The 16,759-nt window shown below is 64.8% G+C and carries 11 protein-coding genes; 2 read left to right on the top strand and 9 right to left on the bottom strand.

Annotated elements, in window-relative coordinates; genetic code table 11:
• Window position 1: 1 nt before the first annotated feature.
• From gspE to U873_RS0102375, 9 genes are all read right to left on the bottom strand, one after another.
• Window positions 2-1,495: a type II secretion system ATPase GspE gene (gspE, locus tag U873_RS0102335; protein WP_029978077.1), complete on the bottom strand. Its 1,494-nt coding sequence runs from the start codon at window positions 1,493-1,495 to the stop codon at window positions 2-4.
• Window positions 1,492-3,405 (bottom strand): type II secretion system secretin GspD, encoded by a 1,914-nt coding sequence (gspD, locus tag U873_RS0102340; RefSeq protein ID WP_025126703.1) that lies wholly within the window; start codon window positions 3,403-3,405, stop codon window positions 1,492-1,494. Before gspD ends, gspE begins: the two co-directional genes overlap by 4 nt.
• An 11-nt stretch (window positions 3,406-3,416) precedes the next feature.
• Window positions 3,417-3,938, bottom strand: coding sequence for a type II secretion system protein N (locus U873_RS34195; RefSeq protein ID WP_157838054.1), 522 nt, complete (start codon window positions 3,936-3,938; stop codon window positions 3,417-3,419).
• A 5-nt stretch (window positions 3,939-3,943) separates the two neighbouring features.
• A complete protein-coding gene (locus U873_RS0102350; RefSeq protein WP_025126705.1) occupies window positions 3,944-4,450 on the bottom strand; it encodes a cytochrome b in 507 nt (168 codons plus the stop codon).
• A gap of 65 nt (window positions 4,451-4,515) precedes the next feature.
• Window positions 4,516-6,036 carry an N-acetylglucosamine-binding protein GbpA gene (gene gbpA, locus U873_RS0102355; RefSeq protein ID WP_025126706.1) on the bottom strand — a complete coding sequence of 507 codons (1,521 nt, stop codon included), beginning with the start codon at window positions 6,034-6,036 and terminating at the stop codon, window positions 4,516-4,518.
• A gap of 292 nt (window positions 6,037-6,328) precedes the next feature.
• Window positions 6,329-7,894 (bottom strand): N-acetylglucosamine-binding protein GbpA, encoded by a 1,566-nt coding sequence (gene gbpA / locus U873_RS0102360; RefSeq protein WP_025126707.1) that lies wholly within the window; start codon window positions 7,892-7,894, stop codon window positions 6,329-6,331.
• A 136-nt stretch (window positions 7,895-8,030) separates the two neighbouring features.
• Window positions 8,031-11,684, bottom strand: coding sequence for an ATP-binding protein (locus U873_RS0102365; protein ID WP_025126708.1), 3,654 nt, complete (start codon window positions 11,682-11,684; stop codon window positions 8,031-8,033).
• Between the two features lie 36 nt (window positions 11,685-11,720).
• The gene (locus U873_RS0102370) at window positions 11,721-12,362 is read right to left on the bottom strand and encodes a response regulator transcription factor (RefSeq protein WP_025126709.1); all 642 of its coding nucleotides are present in this window, start codon (window positions 12,360-12,362) and stop codon (window positions 11,721-11,723) included.
• Between the two features lie 303 nt (window positions 12,363-12,665).
• On the bottom strand, window positions 12,666-13,103 hold the full coding sequence (locus tag U873_RS0102375) for an Lrp/AsnC family transcriptional regulator (RefSeq protein ID WP_025126710.1): 438 nt from the start codon (window positions 13,101-13,103) through the stop codon (window positions 12,666-12,668).
• 132 nt (window positions 13,104-13,235) lie between these two features.
• Between U873_RS0102375 and U873_RS0102380 the strand changes: the two genes are divergently transcribed.
• Together U873_RS0102380 and U873_RS0102385 are read left to right on the top strand one after the other, a co-directional pair.
• Window positions 13,236-14,129: a DMT family transporter gene (locus tag U873_RS0102380; RefSeq protein ID WP_025126711.1), complete on the top strand. Its 894-nt coding sequence runs from the start codon at window positions 13,236-13,238 to the stop codon at window positions 14,127-14,129.
• Between the two features lie 285 nt (window positions 14,130-14,414).
• Window positions 14,415-16,688 (top strand): FdhF/YdeP family oxidoreductase, encoded by a 2,274-nt coding sequence (locus U873_RS0102385; RefSeq protein ID WP_025126712.1) that lies wholly within the window; start codon window positions 14,415-14,417, stop codon window positions 16,686-16,688.
• The last annotated feature ends 71 nt before the right edge of the window (window positions 16,689-16,759 follow it).

A 16,759-nucleotide genomic window follows, 5' to 3' on the forward strand; every position in this document is an offset into this window, starting at 1 on the left:
TTCAGTCCCTCTGGGTAACCCGTAGCAGTTCTTCCAGGCTGGTCAGCCCCGGCAGCACCATGGCCTGGCCGTCATCGAACAGGCTCGGGCTGTGCAGGCGGGCATGGCCCAGCAGTTGGTGTTCGCCGGCGCCGGTATGGATCAACTGGCGCAGGGTGTCGTCGAACAGCACCAGTTCGTAGATCCCCTGGCGGCCGCGGTAGCCCGACTGCTGGCAGGCCGGGCAGCCCACTGGCCGATACAGCAGCGGCGCGGCGTCCGGGGCCAGGCCCAGGCGCTCGCAGGCGGTAACATCGGCGCTGTGGGCTTCCTTGCAGTCGATGCACAGCAGGCGCACCAGGCGCTGGGCCAGCACCCCCAGCAACGAGGTGCAGAGCAGGAACGGCTCGATGCCCATGTCCACCAGGCGGGTCACCGCGCCGATGGCGCTGTTGGTGTGCAGGGTCGAGAGCACCAGGTGCCCGGTGAGGGAGGCCTGCACGGCGATTTCCGCGGTCTCGCGGTCGCGGATCTCGCCCACCATGACCACGTCCGGGTCCTGACGCAGGATCGCCCGCAGGCCACGGGCGAAGGTCATGTCGACCTTGGCGTTGACCTGGGTCTGGCCGATCCCGGTGAGGTGGTATTCCACCGGGTCCTCGATGGTCAGGATGTTGCGTTCCAGGCTGTTCAGGCTGGCCAGGCCGGCGTACAGCGTGGTGGTCTTGCCGGAGCCGGTGGGGCCGGTCACCAGGAGAATGCCGTGGGGTTTGTGCAAGGCCGTTTCCAGGCGCTGGCGCAGCACCGGGTTCATCCCCAGGTGACCCAGGTCCAGGCGTCCGGCCTGTTTGTCCAACAGGCGCATCACCACCCGTTCACCGTGGCTCGAAGGCAGGGTCGAGACCCGCACGTCCACTTCGTGGCCGGCGATGCGCAAGGCGATGCGGCCGTCCTGGGGGATGCGTTTCTCGGCGATGTCGAGCTTGGCCATGACCTTGATCCGCGACACCAGCAGGGTCGCCAGTTCGCGCCGCGGGCGCAGCACTTCACGCAGCAGGCCGTCGACCCGCAGGCGCACCGAGAGGTGTTCCTCGAAGGCTTCCAGGTGCACGTCGGAAGCCTTGCTCTTCACCGCCTCGCTGAGGATCGCGTTGATCAGGCGGATGATCGGTGCGTCGTCTTCCTGCTCCAACAGGTCGGTTGTTTTCGGCAACTGGTCGGCCAGGCTGCAGAGGTCGAACTCCTCATCGAACTGCTCGCCCAGGCCGTCGGCCACCTGCTTGGCGCCGTCCTGGCCATCGCGGTAGTGGGCCGCCATGCGCTGGGCGAACGCCTGCTCGTCGAGCACTTCGCTGCGCAACGGCGCACCGTTGAAACGGCGCACCTCGGCAATCACCGACCAGGGGGTATCGATCCGGCAATACAGCACCGGGCCCTGGGCCTGGTGCTCCAGCACCACGCCGTGGCGCCGGGCATAGGCAAAGGCCAGGCGCGGGCTGGCGACTGGCGTGATCATGGCTGCGCGGCGCCGCCGGTGCGCATGTCGATCAGGCCCTGGTCGCCCTCGCTGTTGGCGTCGAACAGCTGGTGCGGGTTCTGCGGTAGCTGGCCGCGGGGCTTGCCGTCCAGGGTGCGCAGCGAACGCAGGTTGTTGTACTTCTGGGTGCTGAGCTTGTCGGCGTTGGCCGTATTGCGCAGCAGGGTAGGGCGCAGGAACACCATCAGGTTGGTCTTCTCGTTGACCTCCTTGCTGCTGCTGAACAGCTTGCCGACCCAGGGGATATCCCCCAGCAACGGCACCTTGCTCACCTGCACCTTGACGTTGTCCTTGATCAGGCCGCCGAGGACGATGATCTGCCCGTCGTTGGCCAGGATGGTGCTCTTGACCGAGCGCTTGTTGGTGATCACGTCGCTGGTGCTGATGCCCGGTGGCGCGGCGGCCAGCTCGGAGCTTTCCTGCTCGACCTTGAGGCGCAGGAAGTTGCCCTCGTTGATGTGCGGGGTGACCTTGAGGGTGATCCCCACATCCTTGCGCTCCACGGTGGTGAAGGGGTTGCTGGCGCCGGCGGTGTCGGTGGTGTAGGAGCCGGTCTGGAATGGCACGTTCTGGCCCACCAGGATCTCCGCCTGTTCGTTGTCCAGGGTCAGCAGGCTGGGGGTCGACAGCAGGTTGTTGTTGGAGTCGCTGGACAGGGCGGTGATCAGCGCACCGAAGTTGCGGCTGCCGATGCCGATGATCGCGCCGTCCGGCAGGGTCGGGCTCTTGCCGTCCTCCAGGTTGCCCAGCAGGGTGCCGATGGACATTGCGGCGCTGTTGAAGTTGCTGGCCCCGGCCCAGTTGCCCCGAGCCCCGGCCCACTGCACGCCGAGGGCCTGGTTGATGTCGCCGCTGACTTCGACGATGGCCGCTTCCACCAGCACCTGGGCGCGGGGTTGGTCGAGTTCGTCGATGATGCTTTCGAAGGTCGCCAGCTGCGCCGGGGAAGCCATCAGCACCAGGGCGTTCTGGCTTTCGTCGGCGCTGACCAGCACCGGGTTCTCCTGCTTCTGGCCGTCACTGCGACCACCGGATTCCATGCGCTTGCCGATGCCGCTGAGCAGCTCTTCGAGCTTCTTCGCGTCGCCGTGGTTGATGCGCCGCACCCGGGCGTTCTCGCCGGCATTGTTCGGCACGTCCAGGCTCTGGGCCAGGCGTTGCATCTGCAGGCGGACCGGCGCCGGGCCCACCAGGATCAGACGGTTGCTGCGGGCATCGCCGATAGCCTTGGCACTGCTCATGGCGCCGTTGTTGTCGGTCAGGCTGTCGCTCAGGGTCTTGGCCACGTCGCCAGCCCAGGCGTGCTTGAGCTGGAGGATATTGAACTGGCGGCCACCGGCGTTATCCAGTTCCTGGATCACCTGGCGCACCCGCTGCACGTTGTTGGCGCTGTCGGACACCACCAGCGCGTTGGCGGTGGTGGACGGCGCCATGTAGGCGTCCGCGGCCACCAGCGGGCGCACGGCCGCCGCCACTTCGCTGGCATTGGAGTTGCTCAGTTCGATGACTTGGGTGACGAACTCATCGCTGCCACCGCTGGGTTCGGCATGGGCCTTGGTCTTGGCCTCGGCCACCGGCAGGATCAGCACCCGGTCGCCCTGGTCCATGGCCGCATAGCCCTGGCTGCGCAGGGCGGTGAGGAACAGCGAGTAGATGCCCTTCTGGTCCATCGCGGTGCTCGATTGCACCGTGACCTTGCCGCTCAGGCGCGGGTCGAGAATCATCGTCTTGCCGGTGATCTGGCCCACCTCGTTGACCAGGTCGCGCAGCTCGGCGTCTTTCATGTTCAAGGTCCACTGCTGCTCGGCAGTGTTCTTTTCCGCCGCCTGCAAGGGGCTGATCAAGGTGCCGAGGGCCAGCAGGGAGCCGGCGATAAATGCTCGTTTCATGGGGTCAGGGTTCACAAGGATGAGGGGGATTGGAGAGCGCCGCCGGCATTGGCGGTACGGCTCGTCGGGTCGCGGCCGTCCGGCGGCAGGGGGACCAGCAAGGTCGAAGTGGGGGCCAGCGACAGTGACTGCTCTTCACCGAAACGCTGGATCGAGACTTCCTGGGGGCCGATCCGGCGCAGGCTGCCGCCCCCTGGAAGGGCTTCGCCGATCCGGTAGAAACGGCTGCCTTCAGGCGACTCGATCAAGGCCCGGGATTGCTCGGGGTGGCGCTCCACCAGGCTGGCCAACAGGTTCAGGGGCACCCGTGGCTGGTTGCCGCTGGCCTCGGCCGGCAGTACCCCGAACAGGCGGGCGATGGCGGCGCTGTCCAGCACCGCGGGAGGCGCCGTGGGCGTCTGCACCGGCATTGGTTGCTGGACGCTGTGCAGGCGTTGGCTGAACTGCCAGGTGCCATGGCCCAGCCAGCCGAACCAGCCGGCCAGGAGCAGCAAAGCGCCGGCCCAGAGGCCGGCGCGTGGAGGAAGGCGCAAGCGGTTCACAGCGACATGCGCTGCAGCAGCTTTTCACCGCGCCAATGATGCACGGCCACGGCGGCGACATGGCCGATCACCAGCAGGGCCAGGGCGACGCAGGCGTATTTGTGCACCCTGTTGAAAAAATCGGTGAGCAGCGGTTCCTGCAGCGGTTGGGGCAGGTGCATGAGGCCGAAGACATTGATCGGTCGCTCCATCATCAGCACCCCGGTGACCAGCACCAGGCCGGTCATGACGTAGAGTGCCAGGTGGCCGGCCTTGGCCAGCAGGCCGAGGATCCGGTGGGCCTGGGCCGGCGGGTGACGATCCAGGGCACAGAGAATTCGCAGGCCGAACAGCGGAATCAGCAGGAAGGTCAACGACACGTTGATGAAGTTGAGGCCTTCGGCGATGGCGGTGGGCAGGGTGAGCAGGGCGTTGCCGAAACCGGTGACCGTCGCCCAGAGAATGATGGCGGCGAACGTCCAGTGCAGCAGTACCTGAAGCTTCGAGTAAGTGATTGAACTCATGGGGGCTGTTCCGGCAAAGGGAACGTGGCGCCGGAGCGCCACGTTCGGGTTGACGAGGTCGAGACTTACTTGGCGATCCAGGCGTTGTCCCATGCCCAACCTACACCGGGCTCATAGGCGTTATTGGCGCTGGTCCACTGGGTGCACCAACCGCTGTACGGGTGGGGTTTGCACTCGTAGGTCTTGCCGGTCTTGGGTTGCAGCACCACGGTGCCGGCCTTGTAGGCTTTCAGTCCGTTGGGGAACACGTAGTCGTACTTGCCTTCGCCACCACCGGTGTCTTCATCCTTGAGCAGGAAGCTGGCGCCTTGTTGCAGCAGCTCGCCTTTCTTCGAGGTGGCCACGACGGTCAGGTCGTACTTGCCGGCGCTCTGACCGATGAGGGGCATGGAGAAGTGCGGGGTGTTGCCCGGAGGCGCTTGCTGGAAGGCGACGCTTTCACCCTTGGCGTTGAACACCGTGGCCTTCACGGTGTAGTCGCCGCCCTTGGCGATGGCGTTGAAGTGCAGGTCGGCCTTGCCATCCTTCAGGGTGTACTCGGGCTGCATGCCGGTGATGGTCAGCTCGCCTGGCTTGGCGGCCTGTTCCTTGTCGATCATCACGTTGTTGATGTCGCTGCCCTTCTTGACCAGGATGTCGTTCTTGCCGAAGTTCGGTACCACTTCGTCCTTGTCGTTGAGCAGGCCCATCTGGTAGCCCTGCTTGGCGGCGTTGACCTTCTTCGCCAGTTCGTGCGGCCAGACATCGGCCTTGGCCAGCTCGGCGGAGTTGATCTCCAGCACCACTTGCTTGGCGTTGATCTCGCCCTGGGCGTTGAACACCCGGGTCTTGACCTTGTCGCCGATGCTCAGGGCTTCGGGCTGTACCGCGCCGACGGTGGTCCAGGTCGAAGGAATCACCGCGCCGTTGTCGATGTTCAGGTCGACCACCTGGTAGAAGGTCGCGTCGGTGTCGTGGACTTTCCAGGTCGCCAGCAGGACGTGATAACCGCTGCGGTCAGACGGGATGTTCACGGTGTGCTGGGTGCGGCCACCGGCTGGCGCAGGGACGTTCAGGGCTGGCCATGGCTCGTCGAGCAGTGGGGTCTTCTCGAAGGAATCACGGGTCAGGGGCTGGTTCGGGTTCCAGTCTTTCTTGGTGATGTAGAACTGCCAGTAGCGGGTGGCGTGACCGGCCTTGTAGAGCCAGGTGAACGTCTGTGGGCCCGGCTTGATGGTGTTTTTGGTCCAGCGTGTGGCCGACTGTTCGTTGAGTTCGGAGAAGCGCGCCAGGCCACCGGCAGGAATGGTGCCGTTGGCCGGGCCGCACTTGGTGAAGTCACCGGTGCAGGCCTGGGCGCTGCTCGGGTAGTGGGAGATGGCGCCTTCGCCCGGACGACCGATGTACTCGGTGCTTTGCGGTTCGTAGGTTACCGCGCCGCAGTTGGCGTTCAGCTTGCCGCCATCGGAGTGGCACATGAAGGCGCGGGATTTCGGGCTCTCGATGTAGCCGTGAGCGGATGCCTGTTGCGCGGCGAGGCCGGCAACGCTCATGGCCAGGACCAGGGGCAGTTTGAGGAACGAGCGGGCTTGTGTGGTGTTGATCATTGAAAAAGCCTTGAGCAATTAAAAAGATACAAAAGCTCCCTGGGGGGGACGGGGGGCCGATGTACAGCGCTGGCATCCTTGCCCGCACATCCCCGGGAACAATCACAGGCTACGTGGCGGGGTGCCGGGGGCCCATCGGACGAGTACTAGAGTCCGATGGAGCAGATGTTTCAGGTCATTGCACGACAGCCGTCGAGGGAGCCGTGCGGCACGCCGGGGCCGGGGATTGCCAGGCAAAAAAAAGCGTGGCACTTGCGTGCCACGCTCAAGGGTCAAGCCTGGGTGCTAGTGGTCATTGGCGATCCCAGGCCATGGTCCAGTGGCTGCCGGAGCCGGGCTCGTACTGGGTCGCTCCGGCTTTCCACTGCAGGCAGTAGCCGCCGTAGGGGAAGGGCTTGCACTTGTAGGTCTTGCCGTCCTTGGGTTGCAGCACCAGGGTGCCGGCCTTGTAGCTGCTCAGGCCCTCGGGGAACACGTGGTCGTACTTGGCGCCTTCGCCCGGCTTGCCGCCGCCTTCGCCCGGCGGGGTGCCGCCACCGGTGTTGCCTTCGACCTTGACGGAGAAGCTGTGGGTCTGCTGCATCAATTGGCCTTTCTTCGAGCTGGAGACCACTACCAGGTCGTACTTGCCGGACTTGATGCCTTTGAGCGAAATCGAGAAATGCGGGGTCAGGTTGCCGACCGGCGCGTGCTCGTAGGCCAGGGTCTGGCCGGCGCTGTCGAACACCTTGGCGTAGACCATGAACTCGTCTTTCGGGTCGTTGGCCTTGACGATGGCATTGAAGTGCAGATCGACCTGGCCGTTGTTCGCGGTGTATTCGGGCTGCAGGCCGGTGACGCTGAGTTCGCTTGGCTGGCCGGCCAGTTCCTTGGCGATGATCACGTTACTGATGTCACTGCCTTTCTTGACGAAGATGCTGTTCTTGCCCAGGTTGGGCTTGATCTGGTCCTGGTCGTCGAGGATGCCCATCTGATAGCCGAGCTTGGCGGCGTTGACCTTCTTCGCCAGTTCGAACGGCCAGACGTTTTCGTTGGCCAGCTCGGGCGAATCGATGCTCAGCACTACCTGCTTGGCGCTCTGCTCGGAGCTGGTGAAGACCCGGGTCATGACCTTGTCGCCGACCTTCAATGGCTCGGGCTGCACGGCGCCGATGTCGTTCCATTGCGATGGCACGGCATTGGCGTTGTCGATGTTCAGGTCGATCACCGAGTAGAAGGTGTTGGAGTTGTCGTGGACCTTCCAGGTGGCCAGCAGCACGTGGTAGCCGCTGCGGTCCGCCGGAATGTTGACCTGGTGCTTGGTGGTCTCGCCACCCTTGGCCGGCATGCTGCCGTTCCACTTCTCATCCAGCAGCGGGGTCATCTCGAAGGAGTCGCGGGTCAGCGGCTGGTTCGGGTTCCAGTCTTTCTTGGTGATGTAGAACTGCCAGTAGCGAGTGGCGTGCCCGGCGGTGTATTTCCAGGTGAAGGTCTGCAGGCCGGGCTTGATGGTGTTCTTGGCCCAGCGGGTACTGGACTGCTCGTTGAGCTTGGCGAAGCCGATCATGCCGCCGGCGGCGATGGTGCCATTGGCCGGGCCACAGACACGAAAGTCGCCGGTGCAGGCCTGGGCATTACTGGGGAAGTGCTCGCGGCCGCCGCCAGGGGTGCCGAAGTATTCGACGCTCTGCGGTTCGTACATGACCGGGCCGCAGTTGGCGTTCTGGCCGCCACCGCCTGAGCTGCACATGAACGAACGGGCTTTCGGGCTTTCGATGTAGCCGTGGGCGCTGGCTTGCTGGGCGGCAAGCGCGGCCATGCCAATCGCCATGGCCAGCGGAAGTTTGAGGAATGAACGGGCTCGGTGCAACGTGATCATCGATTGATCCTTAGTTGGAAATTATTGGATTCAACAGGCGATCGTGGGGAAGGAGGTCATGGCTCAAGTTGAGACTGGCATCCCTGTCTGGCGCCCCCCGAAAGCAGGCGCCAGAGTAGGAAGAACAGCCTGTGGATCACATCGGACCAGTACGAGAGTGCAGCAGCGGGGCCCGGGCGATGCCTCGCGACCAGGGCTTGAGCGGCTGGCGCAAGGCGGCGAGGTCGGCCTTGGCCTGCTCGAAGATCCGCTCCATGGCGGCCAGCAAGGTGGCCTGGCAGCGGCGAATGGCCTCTGGCTGGAGCACGTTGACCTGACGCAATCCGTGGCAGGCGGCAGCCATTTCGCCGGCATCGATCAGGCAGGCCACGCCGCTCAGGCGATGGCTCAGGTCGCCGAGGGTGTGGGAGGCGGCGACCAGGTCGGCCTCGCGCAGCTGCTGGATTTCCTGCTGCAGGTTCTTGGTCAGCTCCAGCAGAATTCGCCGCCGCAGGATCGAGCTGTTACGGCCCACTTCGTCCAGGTGGTCGAGGCTGAACGCACGGTCCTGCTCCGGCTCCTCCTCCGGCGCCAGCGGGTTGCTCAGGACTTCCTGCAGGCGTGCCAGGGTCACCGGCTTGATCATCAGGTCGTTCATCCCGGCGTTGGAGCACTGGGTGGCCTCGTTGCTCAGGGCGCTGGCGGTGTAGCCGATGATCAAGCGCGGCGTGCAGCCCCGGCGCTGCTCGTCTTCGCGAACGGCACGGGTCAGAGCGTAGCCGTCCATCTCCGGCATGTTGCAGTCGCTGATCAGCACGTCATACGGTTCTTCGGCCAAGGCCAGCAGTGCCTCTTCGCCGCTGCACACGTGTTGCGCCTGGTGGCCCAGGCGGGCCAGTTGCAGGGTCAGCACCAGGCCGTTGGTGGACACATCGTCCACCACCAGCACCCGCAGGGCCTTGGCCGCCTGCTGCTCCGGCGCCAGGGGCTCGGGTGCCTGCACCAGCGGCAACTGCCAGCTCAGGGGCAGTTCCACATGCACGCTGCAGCCCTGGCCGGGCTCGCTTTCCAGCCAGATATGGCCATCCATCAACTGGGTCAGCTGGCTGCAGATGCTCAGCCCCAGGCCGGAGCCGCCGTACAGGTGGGCGGTGCGCGCGCTGGCCTGGCGATAGGGCTCGAAGATCAACGGCTGCAGGGCCTGGGGGATGCCGATGCCGCTGTCGCGGACCGTCAGGGTCAGCAGACTGACGCCTTCGCGCAGGGCAGTTTCCTTGACCCGAGCGTGGATGCTGCCCTGGTCGGTGAATTTCAGCGCGTTGCTGATCAGGTTGTGGAAAATCTGCTGCAGGCGCAGCGAGTCGACCCAGTACACCCGCTGGCGGTCGGCCTGGTAGTCGAAATGCAACTGCAGGTTCTTTTCCCGAGCCTGGACGGCGAACAGGCCGAGGCTGTTGTTGAGCAGCGGTTCCAGCGCGGTGGGGTGAGGGGCCAGCTGCATCAGGCCGCTCTCGATCTTGTCCATGTCGAGGATATTGCCGACCAGGTCGATCATCGAGGTCGCCGACTGCTGGGCCACCCTCAGGTTGTGCGAAGGCGTGCTGCGGCCGCTGGTTTCCAGTTCCAGCAGCCCCACCAGGGCATTGAGCGGGGTGCGCAGCTCGTGGCTCATGGAGGCGAGGAACTCGCTTTTGGCGGCGCTGGCCTTGAGCGCGACCTGCTTGGCTTCGCGCAGCTTGATTTCCAGGTGCTTGCGTTCGGAGATGTCCAGCCAGCCCCCCAGCAGGCCCTGCAACTGGCCGCGGGCGCTGTAGAACGGCACCAGCCACTGATACAGGTAGTGCTGCTCGCCCTTGATCATCAAGCTGGTGTCGAGAAAACGCGGCCGGTGGTTGTGCAAGAGTTGCTGGTGTTCGTCCTGCAGGATCCGCGCGAATTCCGCGGGCATGTTGAGCTGCTCGGTGGGCAGGCAGCCAGTAACCTGGTCCTCGGAAGTGGTGAAGAACTCTTCATAGGCGCGGTTGCAGGTGCTCAATCGCCCCGCCAGGTCGCACACGTACAACGGGGTCGGCAGACCGTTGAGCAGGGAAAACTGGAACGCCAGGCGGTCCTGCAGCCGGGTCTGGGCGATGAGCCGCTCCTTGACCTGGATCTTCAACCGCCAGTTCCACACCAGGGACAGGCCGAAGATCACCAGCACCACCACGCCGACATGCCAGGCCTGCTCGGCGGCCCATTTCCAGAAGTTGTCCCGGGGGCGCTCGGCGATCACCTGGATGTCGCTCTGGGGCGTGCGCGACAGCGAGTCCAGCAGCTTGTCGAGGATACTCAGCAGTTCGCCGGCATCGGCGCTCACGGAAAACTGATGGGGGGTAGGCGTGGCCTTGATCGACAGGCCGTATTTCAGGCCCGGCCCGGGTTGGGTCTGGCCGGCGCTGGGGCTGTCCAGGGTGGCATCGACCTGGCGCTGGAGCACCAGGTCCAGGGATTGTTGGTAGTTCTCGGTGAGCAGCAGCTGGATCCGCGGGTAGCGCGTGCGCAGATGCTCGTACAGCGGATGAAAGCGCGACAGGGCCAGACGCCGGCCTTCCATGGCCTCCAGGGAGCTGGGGGAGCTGTCGCCATTGCGGATGATGAAGGTCCAGCTGCGGGTGCCGTAGGGCTGGCTGAGCAGCACCCTGCGCGCGCCTTCGCCGATCCCCAGGGCTCGGCTGCTCAGGTCGGCGCTGCCTTTGCTCAGTTGTTCCAGGTCGTTGGTGCGCGACAGGCTCGGCTGAATGTTCAGTTTCAGGCGAAAGGCATCGGCCAGGGTTTGCAGCAGGTCGATGCTCAGCCCGGCCCACTGGCCGTCGCCGCTGCGGTACAGGTACGGCGGGGCCTCGTGGGCCAGCAGGTTGATCTGCGGGTGGTCCTTGAGCCAGGCGGTCTCCTGGGGGCTGAGCATGAAGGCATCGGTGGGCGAATAGGGAAACGGGCCGTGGCTGGCCTGTTGCTGGACCTTGAGCTTCTGCGCTTCGGGCACGGTGTGCAGCACATGGTTGAGCAGGGCCAGCAGGGTGGCCTGGTCGCTGCGTACGGCAAAGCCGAAGCCGGTGTTGGGCAGGAGTGCGGAAAACTTGTTGTGCAGGGCCAGGTCGGGGCGCGCACGAAGGTAGAGATTGGAGCGGAACTGATCGCCGATGAAGGCATCCGCCTCGCCCTGGGCCAGTTGCTCGAAGCCCAGCGCCGTGGTGCGCACCCGGCGTACCGTCGCCTGGGGGTACGCCGCGCGGACCCGATCGGCTTGCAGGTAGTTGTCCAGGACCAGGACCTGCTTGCCCTTGAGGTCCAGGGGCAGGCTCTGATCGTTGATGCGGCCGACGATGATCGATTGGTTGCGCAGATAGGGCTGGCTCAGGCGCAGGTCCGGGTTGGCCGCCTCGAAGTCACTGGCGCGTGACAGCAGGTCGACCCGGTGTTCGCGCAGGGCATCGATGGCGGCCTGGGGGGAGGGCACCTCGACGTTCTGGAAATGCAGGTCGAGCTGTTCGCCGATCAGCTTCAGGTATTCATCGGAGATCGACTTCAGGACCTGGTTGCCGGCGCTTTCCAGGGGGCGTTCGGGGGGGACGATGCGGGCCACTTTGAGGGTCTTGCGGGGTAGGCTGTTGCGCATCGACAGCAGCTTGTTCAGGGGCAGGTTGCAGTCCGTTGCCGAGGCGCGCTCATCGGCGTCGGAGGTTGGCGCCAGGCCGAGGCTGGCCAGGGGAATGATCAGCAGGCAAAAGCGCTGCATCCTCCGGCGCACGAAGGAAAGCGAAATCAGGGGCATAAGGGGGAAGCTCCGGGATCTGCCGCACTCGGCGACTCAGGAAAGGCCATGTTCCTGGATGTAGAGAAACAGGCTGGCCGAGGTGTCCAGGCCGAGTTTGCGCATGGCGCTGCTTTTTTGCGTGCTGATGGTCTGCTTGCTGCGGCACAGGTGCAGGGCAATGGCACCGATGCTCATGCCGCTGCCGTACAGGCGCAGCACTTCGATCTCCCGCGCGGACAGCTGCTCGGGCTGCAACAGCGGCTTGCCGTGCAGCGCGGTACTGGTGTCCAGCAGGTGCTGGATCGATGACGAGACGAAGGGCGCACGGGCGCTGGCGGCCACCGCCTTGGGCAGGTCGTTGAGCAGGCCGCGCTTGCTTACCAGGCCCTGGACCCCGAGCTTGAGCACACTGCTGATCAACGCCGGGTTGTCGAGCATGGTGATCACCACGATCGCCAATTGCGGATACAGCCCACGCAGGCGACGGATCAGGCGGATCCCGTCGACCTGGTCGCCACCGGGCATCATCAGGTCGGTCAACAGCAGGTCACAGGGCTGGCGCTGCAGGTTCTCCAGGAGGATTTCCACACTGTGGGCTTGGGCAACGACCTCCAGGTCGGCGTGGTTCTCCAGCAGGGTGTGTATCCCAATCAGGGTCAGGGGATGGTCATCGGCTATCTGGACGCGGATCGGCATCGTCTTTATTACTCGGGTTTTTGACAGGCAGTAGCGCACTGCAATGCGCGGCTTCCTTCAAAGGAGCAGGTATTTTGCTTGTGGGTTCGTCAGAAGATTCGCAGGGTAGCACTGAAATTGGCGCCAAAAAGCCGCCCCTGGCCACTTTAAGAATTGTCTTATGCCATGTGAGAAAAATCCTTAAATGTTGTAAGGATATTGGCTTCTTTCTTGTGAAAATACCTCTAGGTCAGGCGTTCTCGAGGCGTTTGATGGCGGTTTTTTTCCCCGCTCGGCACCTCGGAACGCCCCTGCATCACGCGCTCATTCCAGGGGCGGCAAACGCCGCTTGATCGGCGATTTCTTGACGATCGCGGTGTTGGTCTCGGCGAAGTGATTGAGGCGGTCCAGCAGGGTGTCCAGTTGTTCCATGGAGCGCACCTGGAGGCGAGCGATAAAGCAGTCGTCGCCGGTGACCTTGTCGCACTCGGTGAACTCGGCAATGGCCAGGATCTGTCGTTCGACTTCCTGCAATTTGCCCGGCAACGGGCGAATCCGCACGATGGCCTGCAACTGGTAACCCAGCAGCCTGGCGTCGACCTCCAGGGTATAGGCGCTGATCACGCCGCGATCTTCGAGGCGGCGCAGACGCTCGGCCACGCTGGGGGCGGACAGCCCGCTGATCTGCGCCAGGGCCTTGAGGGAGCGTCGGGAGTCTTGCATCAGGGCGCTGATCAGCGCCTGGTCGATGGCATCAAGCATGCTGTTCTCGATAGGTGGATTGGCTTTTTTGCCTTGATAAAAAAGGTCTGGATTGATTCTAGCCTAGGTTATGAACTGGCGATGGCGGGTGTTCCCTCGGCATAATTTGGCCACTTGCAGAGGAGCTGAATCATGGATGCGCTGACCCGTCGCGGATCGCTGGAAATGACCGTCGCGATGCTGATTTCCGGAACCATTGGCTGGTTCGTCCTGGTGTCCGGGCAACCGGTGCTGGATGTGGTGTTCTGGCGTTGCCTGTTCGGTGCCGCGACCCTGCTGCTGATTTGCGGCGTATTCGGTTTCTTGCGTAAGAACATTCTGACCAGGCGCGTGCTGCTTCTGGCGGTCCTCAGTGGCGTGGCGATCGTCGGCAACTGGGTGCTGCTGTTCGCCTCCTACTCCCGTGCTTCGATCGCCATCGGCACGGCGGTGTACAACGTGCAGCCGTTTATTCTGGTGGCGTTGGGCGCGTTGTTCCTGGGGGAGAAGATCACCCCGCAGAAACTGTTCTGGCTGTGCCTGGCGTTTGCCGGAATGCTGGCCATCGTCAGTGCCCACGGCTCCCGGGGCGAGGCCGGTGGCGACTACCTGAGCGGCATCGCCCTGGCCCTGGGGGCCGCCGCGCTCTATGCCTTCGCCGCCTTGCTGATCAAGCGCCTGAGCGGGACTCCGCCGCACTTGATCGCCCTGATCCAGGTCTGCACTGGCGTGCTGTTGCTGGCACCCTGGGCCAACCTCGGCGAGCCGCCCCAGCAGGCCAGCGCCTGGGCCAGCCTGCTGACCCTGGGCATCGTCCACACCGGGGTGATGTACGTGTTGCTGTACGGGGCGATCCAGAAATTGCCCACAGCCCTGACTGGCGCCTTGTCCTTCATCTACCCGATCGCGGCGATCTTCGTCGACTGGTTGGCCTTCGGGCATCGCCTCGAGCTCCTGCAATGGCTGGGTGTCGGGGCAATCCTGCTGGCGGCCGCCGGCATGCAACAGGGCTGGACCCTGAAGCGCCGGCGCAGCGTCCTGCAGTGAGCGCAGGCGGCCGTTGGCAAGGCGCCAGGGCCTGGACTTGAGGCGCCGCAGCGTGGCTCTACCGGTCGGCGCCTGGCCTTGACAGGCCAAGGCGCAGCGCTAGATTTCAGCATGCGCCTCAGGCTTTGCGCTGCAGCTTTGCCACTGGCTCGAGCACCTGGCAGCCCGCCCATCCGGCCCTTGAGTCATCCCGGGCTGCGCGGTTTTTCCGATGCCGCCTCGGCGGTCGATCATCTGCAACCGCCGACTCGCGCCGTGCAGGGCCGAACCGGCCCTGGAGCGATCATGAGCACTCGACGCAAGGTTCCCGGCATCCGCAACTACGAGGGGCCCGCCGGCGGTTGGGGCGCGCTCAAGGCCACGGCGACGGCCGTGCGCGAACAGATGGACACCCTCAAGGCGCCGCTGACCCTGATGCGCACCAACCAGCCCGACGGCTTCGATTGCCCGGGCTGTGCCTGGCCGGACAAGGAGCACAAGTCGACCTTCCAGTTCTGCGAGAACGGCGCCAAGGCGGTGACCTGGGAAGCCACCAACAAGCGGGTGACCCCGGAGTTCTTCGCCCAGCACCCGGTGAGTTCCCTGCTGCAGCGTTCGGACTATCAGCTCGAAGACCTCGGCCGCCTCACCGAGCCGCTGGTCTATGACCGTGCCAGTGACACCTTCAAGCCCGTGGAGTGGCAGGCGGCCTTCGCCCGCATCGGCGAAATCCTCCGTGGCCTGGCGCCCGAGCAGGTGGAGTTCTACACCTCCGGCCGGGCTTCCAACGAAGCCGCCTACCTGTACCAGTTGTTCGCCCGGGAGTACGGCTGCAACAACTTTCCCGACTGCTCGAACATGTGCCACGAACCCACCAGCGTCGGCTTGCCGCGGTCTATCGGGATCGGCAAGGGCACGGTGTCCCTGGAGGATTTCGACGTCTGCGAGCTGATCATCTCCATCGGCCACAACCCGGGCACCAACCACCCGCGGATGATGGGGACCCTGCATGAAGCGTCACGGCGCAAGGTGCCGATCATGGTCTTCAACCCCCTGCGCGAGCGGGCCCTGGAGCGTTTCGCCGACCCGCAGAACATGGTGGAAATGGCCACCTACGGTTCCACTCGCATCGCCTCGTCGTACTTCCAGGTCAAGGCCGGTGGCGACGCCGCGGCGCTCAAGGGCGTGATGAAGGCGTTGCTGGCCCTGGAGGACAGCCTGGGGCAAGTTCTCGACCATGCCTTTATTGCCGAGCACACCCGCGGCATCGAGGCCCTGATGGCGGACCTGCACGCCACCTTGTGGGCAGACATCGAACAGGCCAGCGGCCTGCACCAGGCGGACCTGGAAATGGTCGCGGCGGCCTATGCCAAGTCCAACGCCACCATCGTCACCTATGGCATGGGCATCACCCAGCACAACGAGGGCACGGCCAATGTCCGGCTGATCTGCGACCTGCTGATGCTGCGCGGCAACCTGGGCAAACCGGGGGCCGGCATCTGCCCGTTGCGCGGGCATTCCAATGTGCAGGGCAACCGCACCGTGGGCATCACCGAAAAACCTTCGCCGGCCTTTCTCGCCCGGCTGGAACAGGTGTTCGGTTTCAAACCGCCCTCGGCCCATGGCCACGATGCGGTACAGGCCATGCAGGCGATGATCGCCGGCAGTGCCAAGGCGCTGCTGTGCCTGGGGGGCAATTTTGCCGTGGCCCTGCCTGATCCGGGCCAGTGTTTTGCGGCCATGGGCAAGCTCGACCTGAGCGTGCACGTGGCCACCAAGCTCAACCGCAGCCACCTGCTGGTGGCCCGGGAAACCTACCTGTTTCCCTGCCTGGGGCGCACTGAACTGGATGTGCAGGACGGTCTGCGCCAGGCAATCACCGTCGAAGACTCGATGTCCATGGTGCATGCCTCCGCCGGCAAGCTGGCGCCGGCCTCGCAGGCCCTGCTTTCCGAGCCGGCCATCGTTGCCGGCATGGCCCGGGCCACGCTGCCGGACAGCCGCGTGCCCTGGCTGGAACTGGTGGCCGACTACGACAAGATTCGCGAACTGATCGAGCGGACCGTGCCCGGGTTTGACGACTACAACGCGCGGATCCGTGTTCCCGGCGGTTTCCGCATGCCGCTGGCGGCGACCGAACGCCAGTGGCTGACGCCTTCGGGCAAGGCCGAATTCTTCGTCTTTCCCGGGCTGCACGAAGACAAGGAAGTGGACGGCGCCGAGGTGCTGCGGTTGATCACCTTGCGCAGCCATGACCAGTACAACACCACCATCTACGCCCTGGACGACCGCTATCGCGGGGTGTTCGGCCGGCGCGACGTGCTGTTCATCAGCCAGGCCGACCTGGATGCCCGGGGCCTGGCCCACGGCGACCTGGTGGACATCGAGACGGTGATCGGCGAGCGCCGCCTGCGCTACGAACGCATCACCGCCATCGAGTACAAGATCGCCCCGGGCACCGTGGGCGCCTACTACCCCGAGGCCAATTGCCTGGTGCCCCTGGATTACCTGGACGTCGACAGCGGCACGCCGTCCTACAAGTCGGTGCCGGTGCGGGTGGTGCGCTCGACCTTGCAATAACCGCTGCAGGCGGCAATGGCGATCGTCCCGGGCCGCCGGCGGGGCGGGTGTGAGGCGCCTGGGCCGACAGC

Source organism: Pseudomonas sp. PH1b, assembly GCF_000633395.1.
Classification (GTDB): domain Bacteria; phylum Pseudomonadota; class Gammaproteobacteria; order Pseudomonadales; family Pseudomonadaceae; genus Aquipseudomonas.

Excerpts from the sequence above, each read along its gene's own strand:
- gspE (WP_029978077.1), bottom strand. The coding sequence starts at position 1,495 with ATGATCACGCCAGTCGCCAGCCCGCGCCTGGCCTTTGCCTATGCCCGG.
- gspD (WP_025126703.1), bottom strand. The coding sequence starts at position 3,405 with ATGAAACGAGCATTTATCGCCGGCTCCCTGCTGGCCCTCGGCACCTTG.
- U873_RS0102350 (WP_025126705.1), bottom strand. The coding sequence starts at position 4,450 with ATGAGTTCAATCACTTACTCGAAGCTTCAGGTACTGCTGCACTGGACG.
- gbpA (WP_025126706.1), bottom strand. The coding sequence starts at position 6,036 with ATGATCAACACCACACAAGCCCGCTCGTTCCTCAAACTGCCCCTGGTC.
- gbpA (WP_025126707.1), bottom strand. The coding sequence starts at position 7,894 with ATGATCACGTTGCACCGAGCCCGTTCATTCCTCAAACTTCCGCTGGCC.
- U873_RS0102365 (WP_025126708.1), bottom strand. The coding sequence starts at position 11,684 with ATGCCCCTGATTTCGCTTTCCTTCGTGCGCCGGAGGATGCAGCGCTTT.
- U873_RS0102370 (WP_025126709.1), bottom strand. The coding sequence starts at position 12,362 with ATGCCGATCCGCGTCCAGATAGCCGATGACCATCCCCTGACCCTGATT.
- U873_RS0102375 (WP_025126710.1), bottom strand. The coding sequence starts at position 13,103 with ATGCTTGATGCCATCGACCAGGCGCTGATCAGCGCCCTGATGCAAGAC.
- U873_RS0102380 (WP_025126711.1), top strand. The coding sequence starts at position 13,236 with ATGGATGCGCTGACCCGTCGCGGATCGCTGGAAATGACCGTCGCGATG.
- U873_RS0102385 (WP_025126712.1), top strand. The coding sequence starts at position 14,415 with ATGAGCACTCGACGCAAGGTTCCCGGCATCCGCAACTACGAGGGGCCC.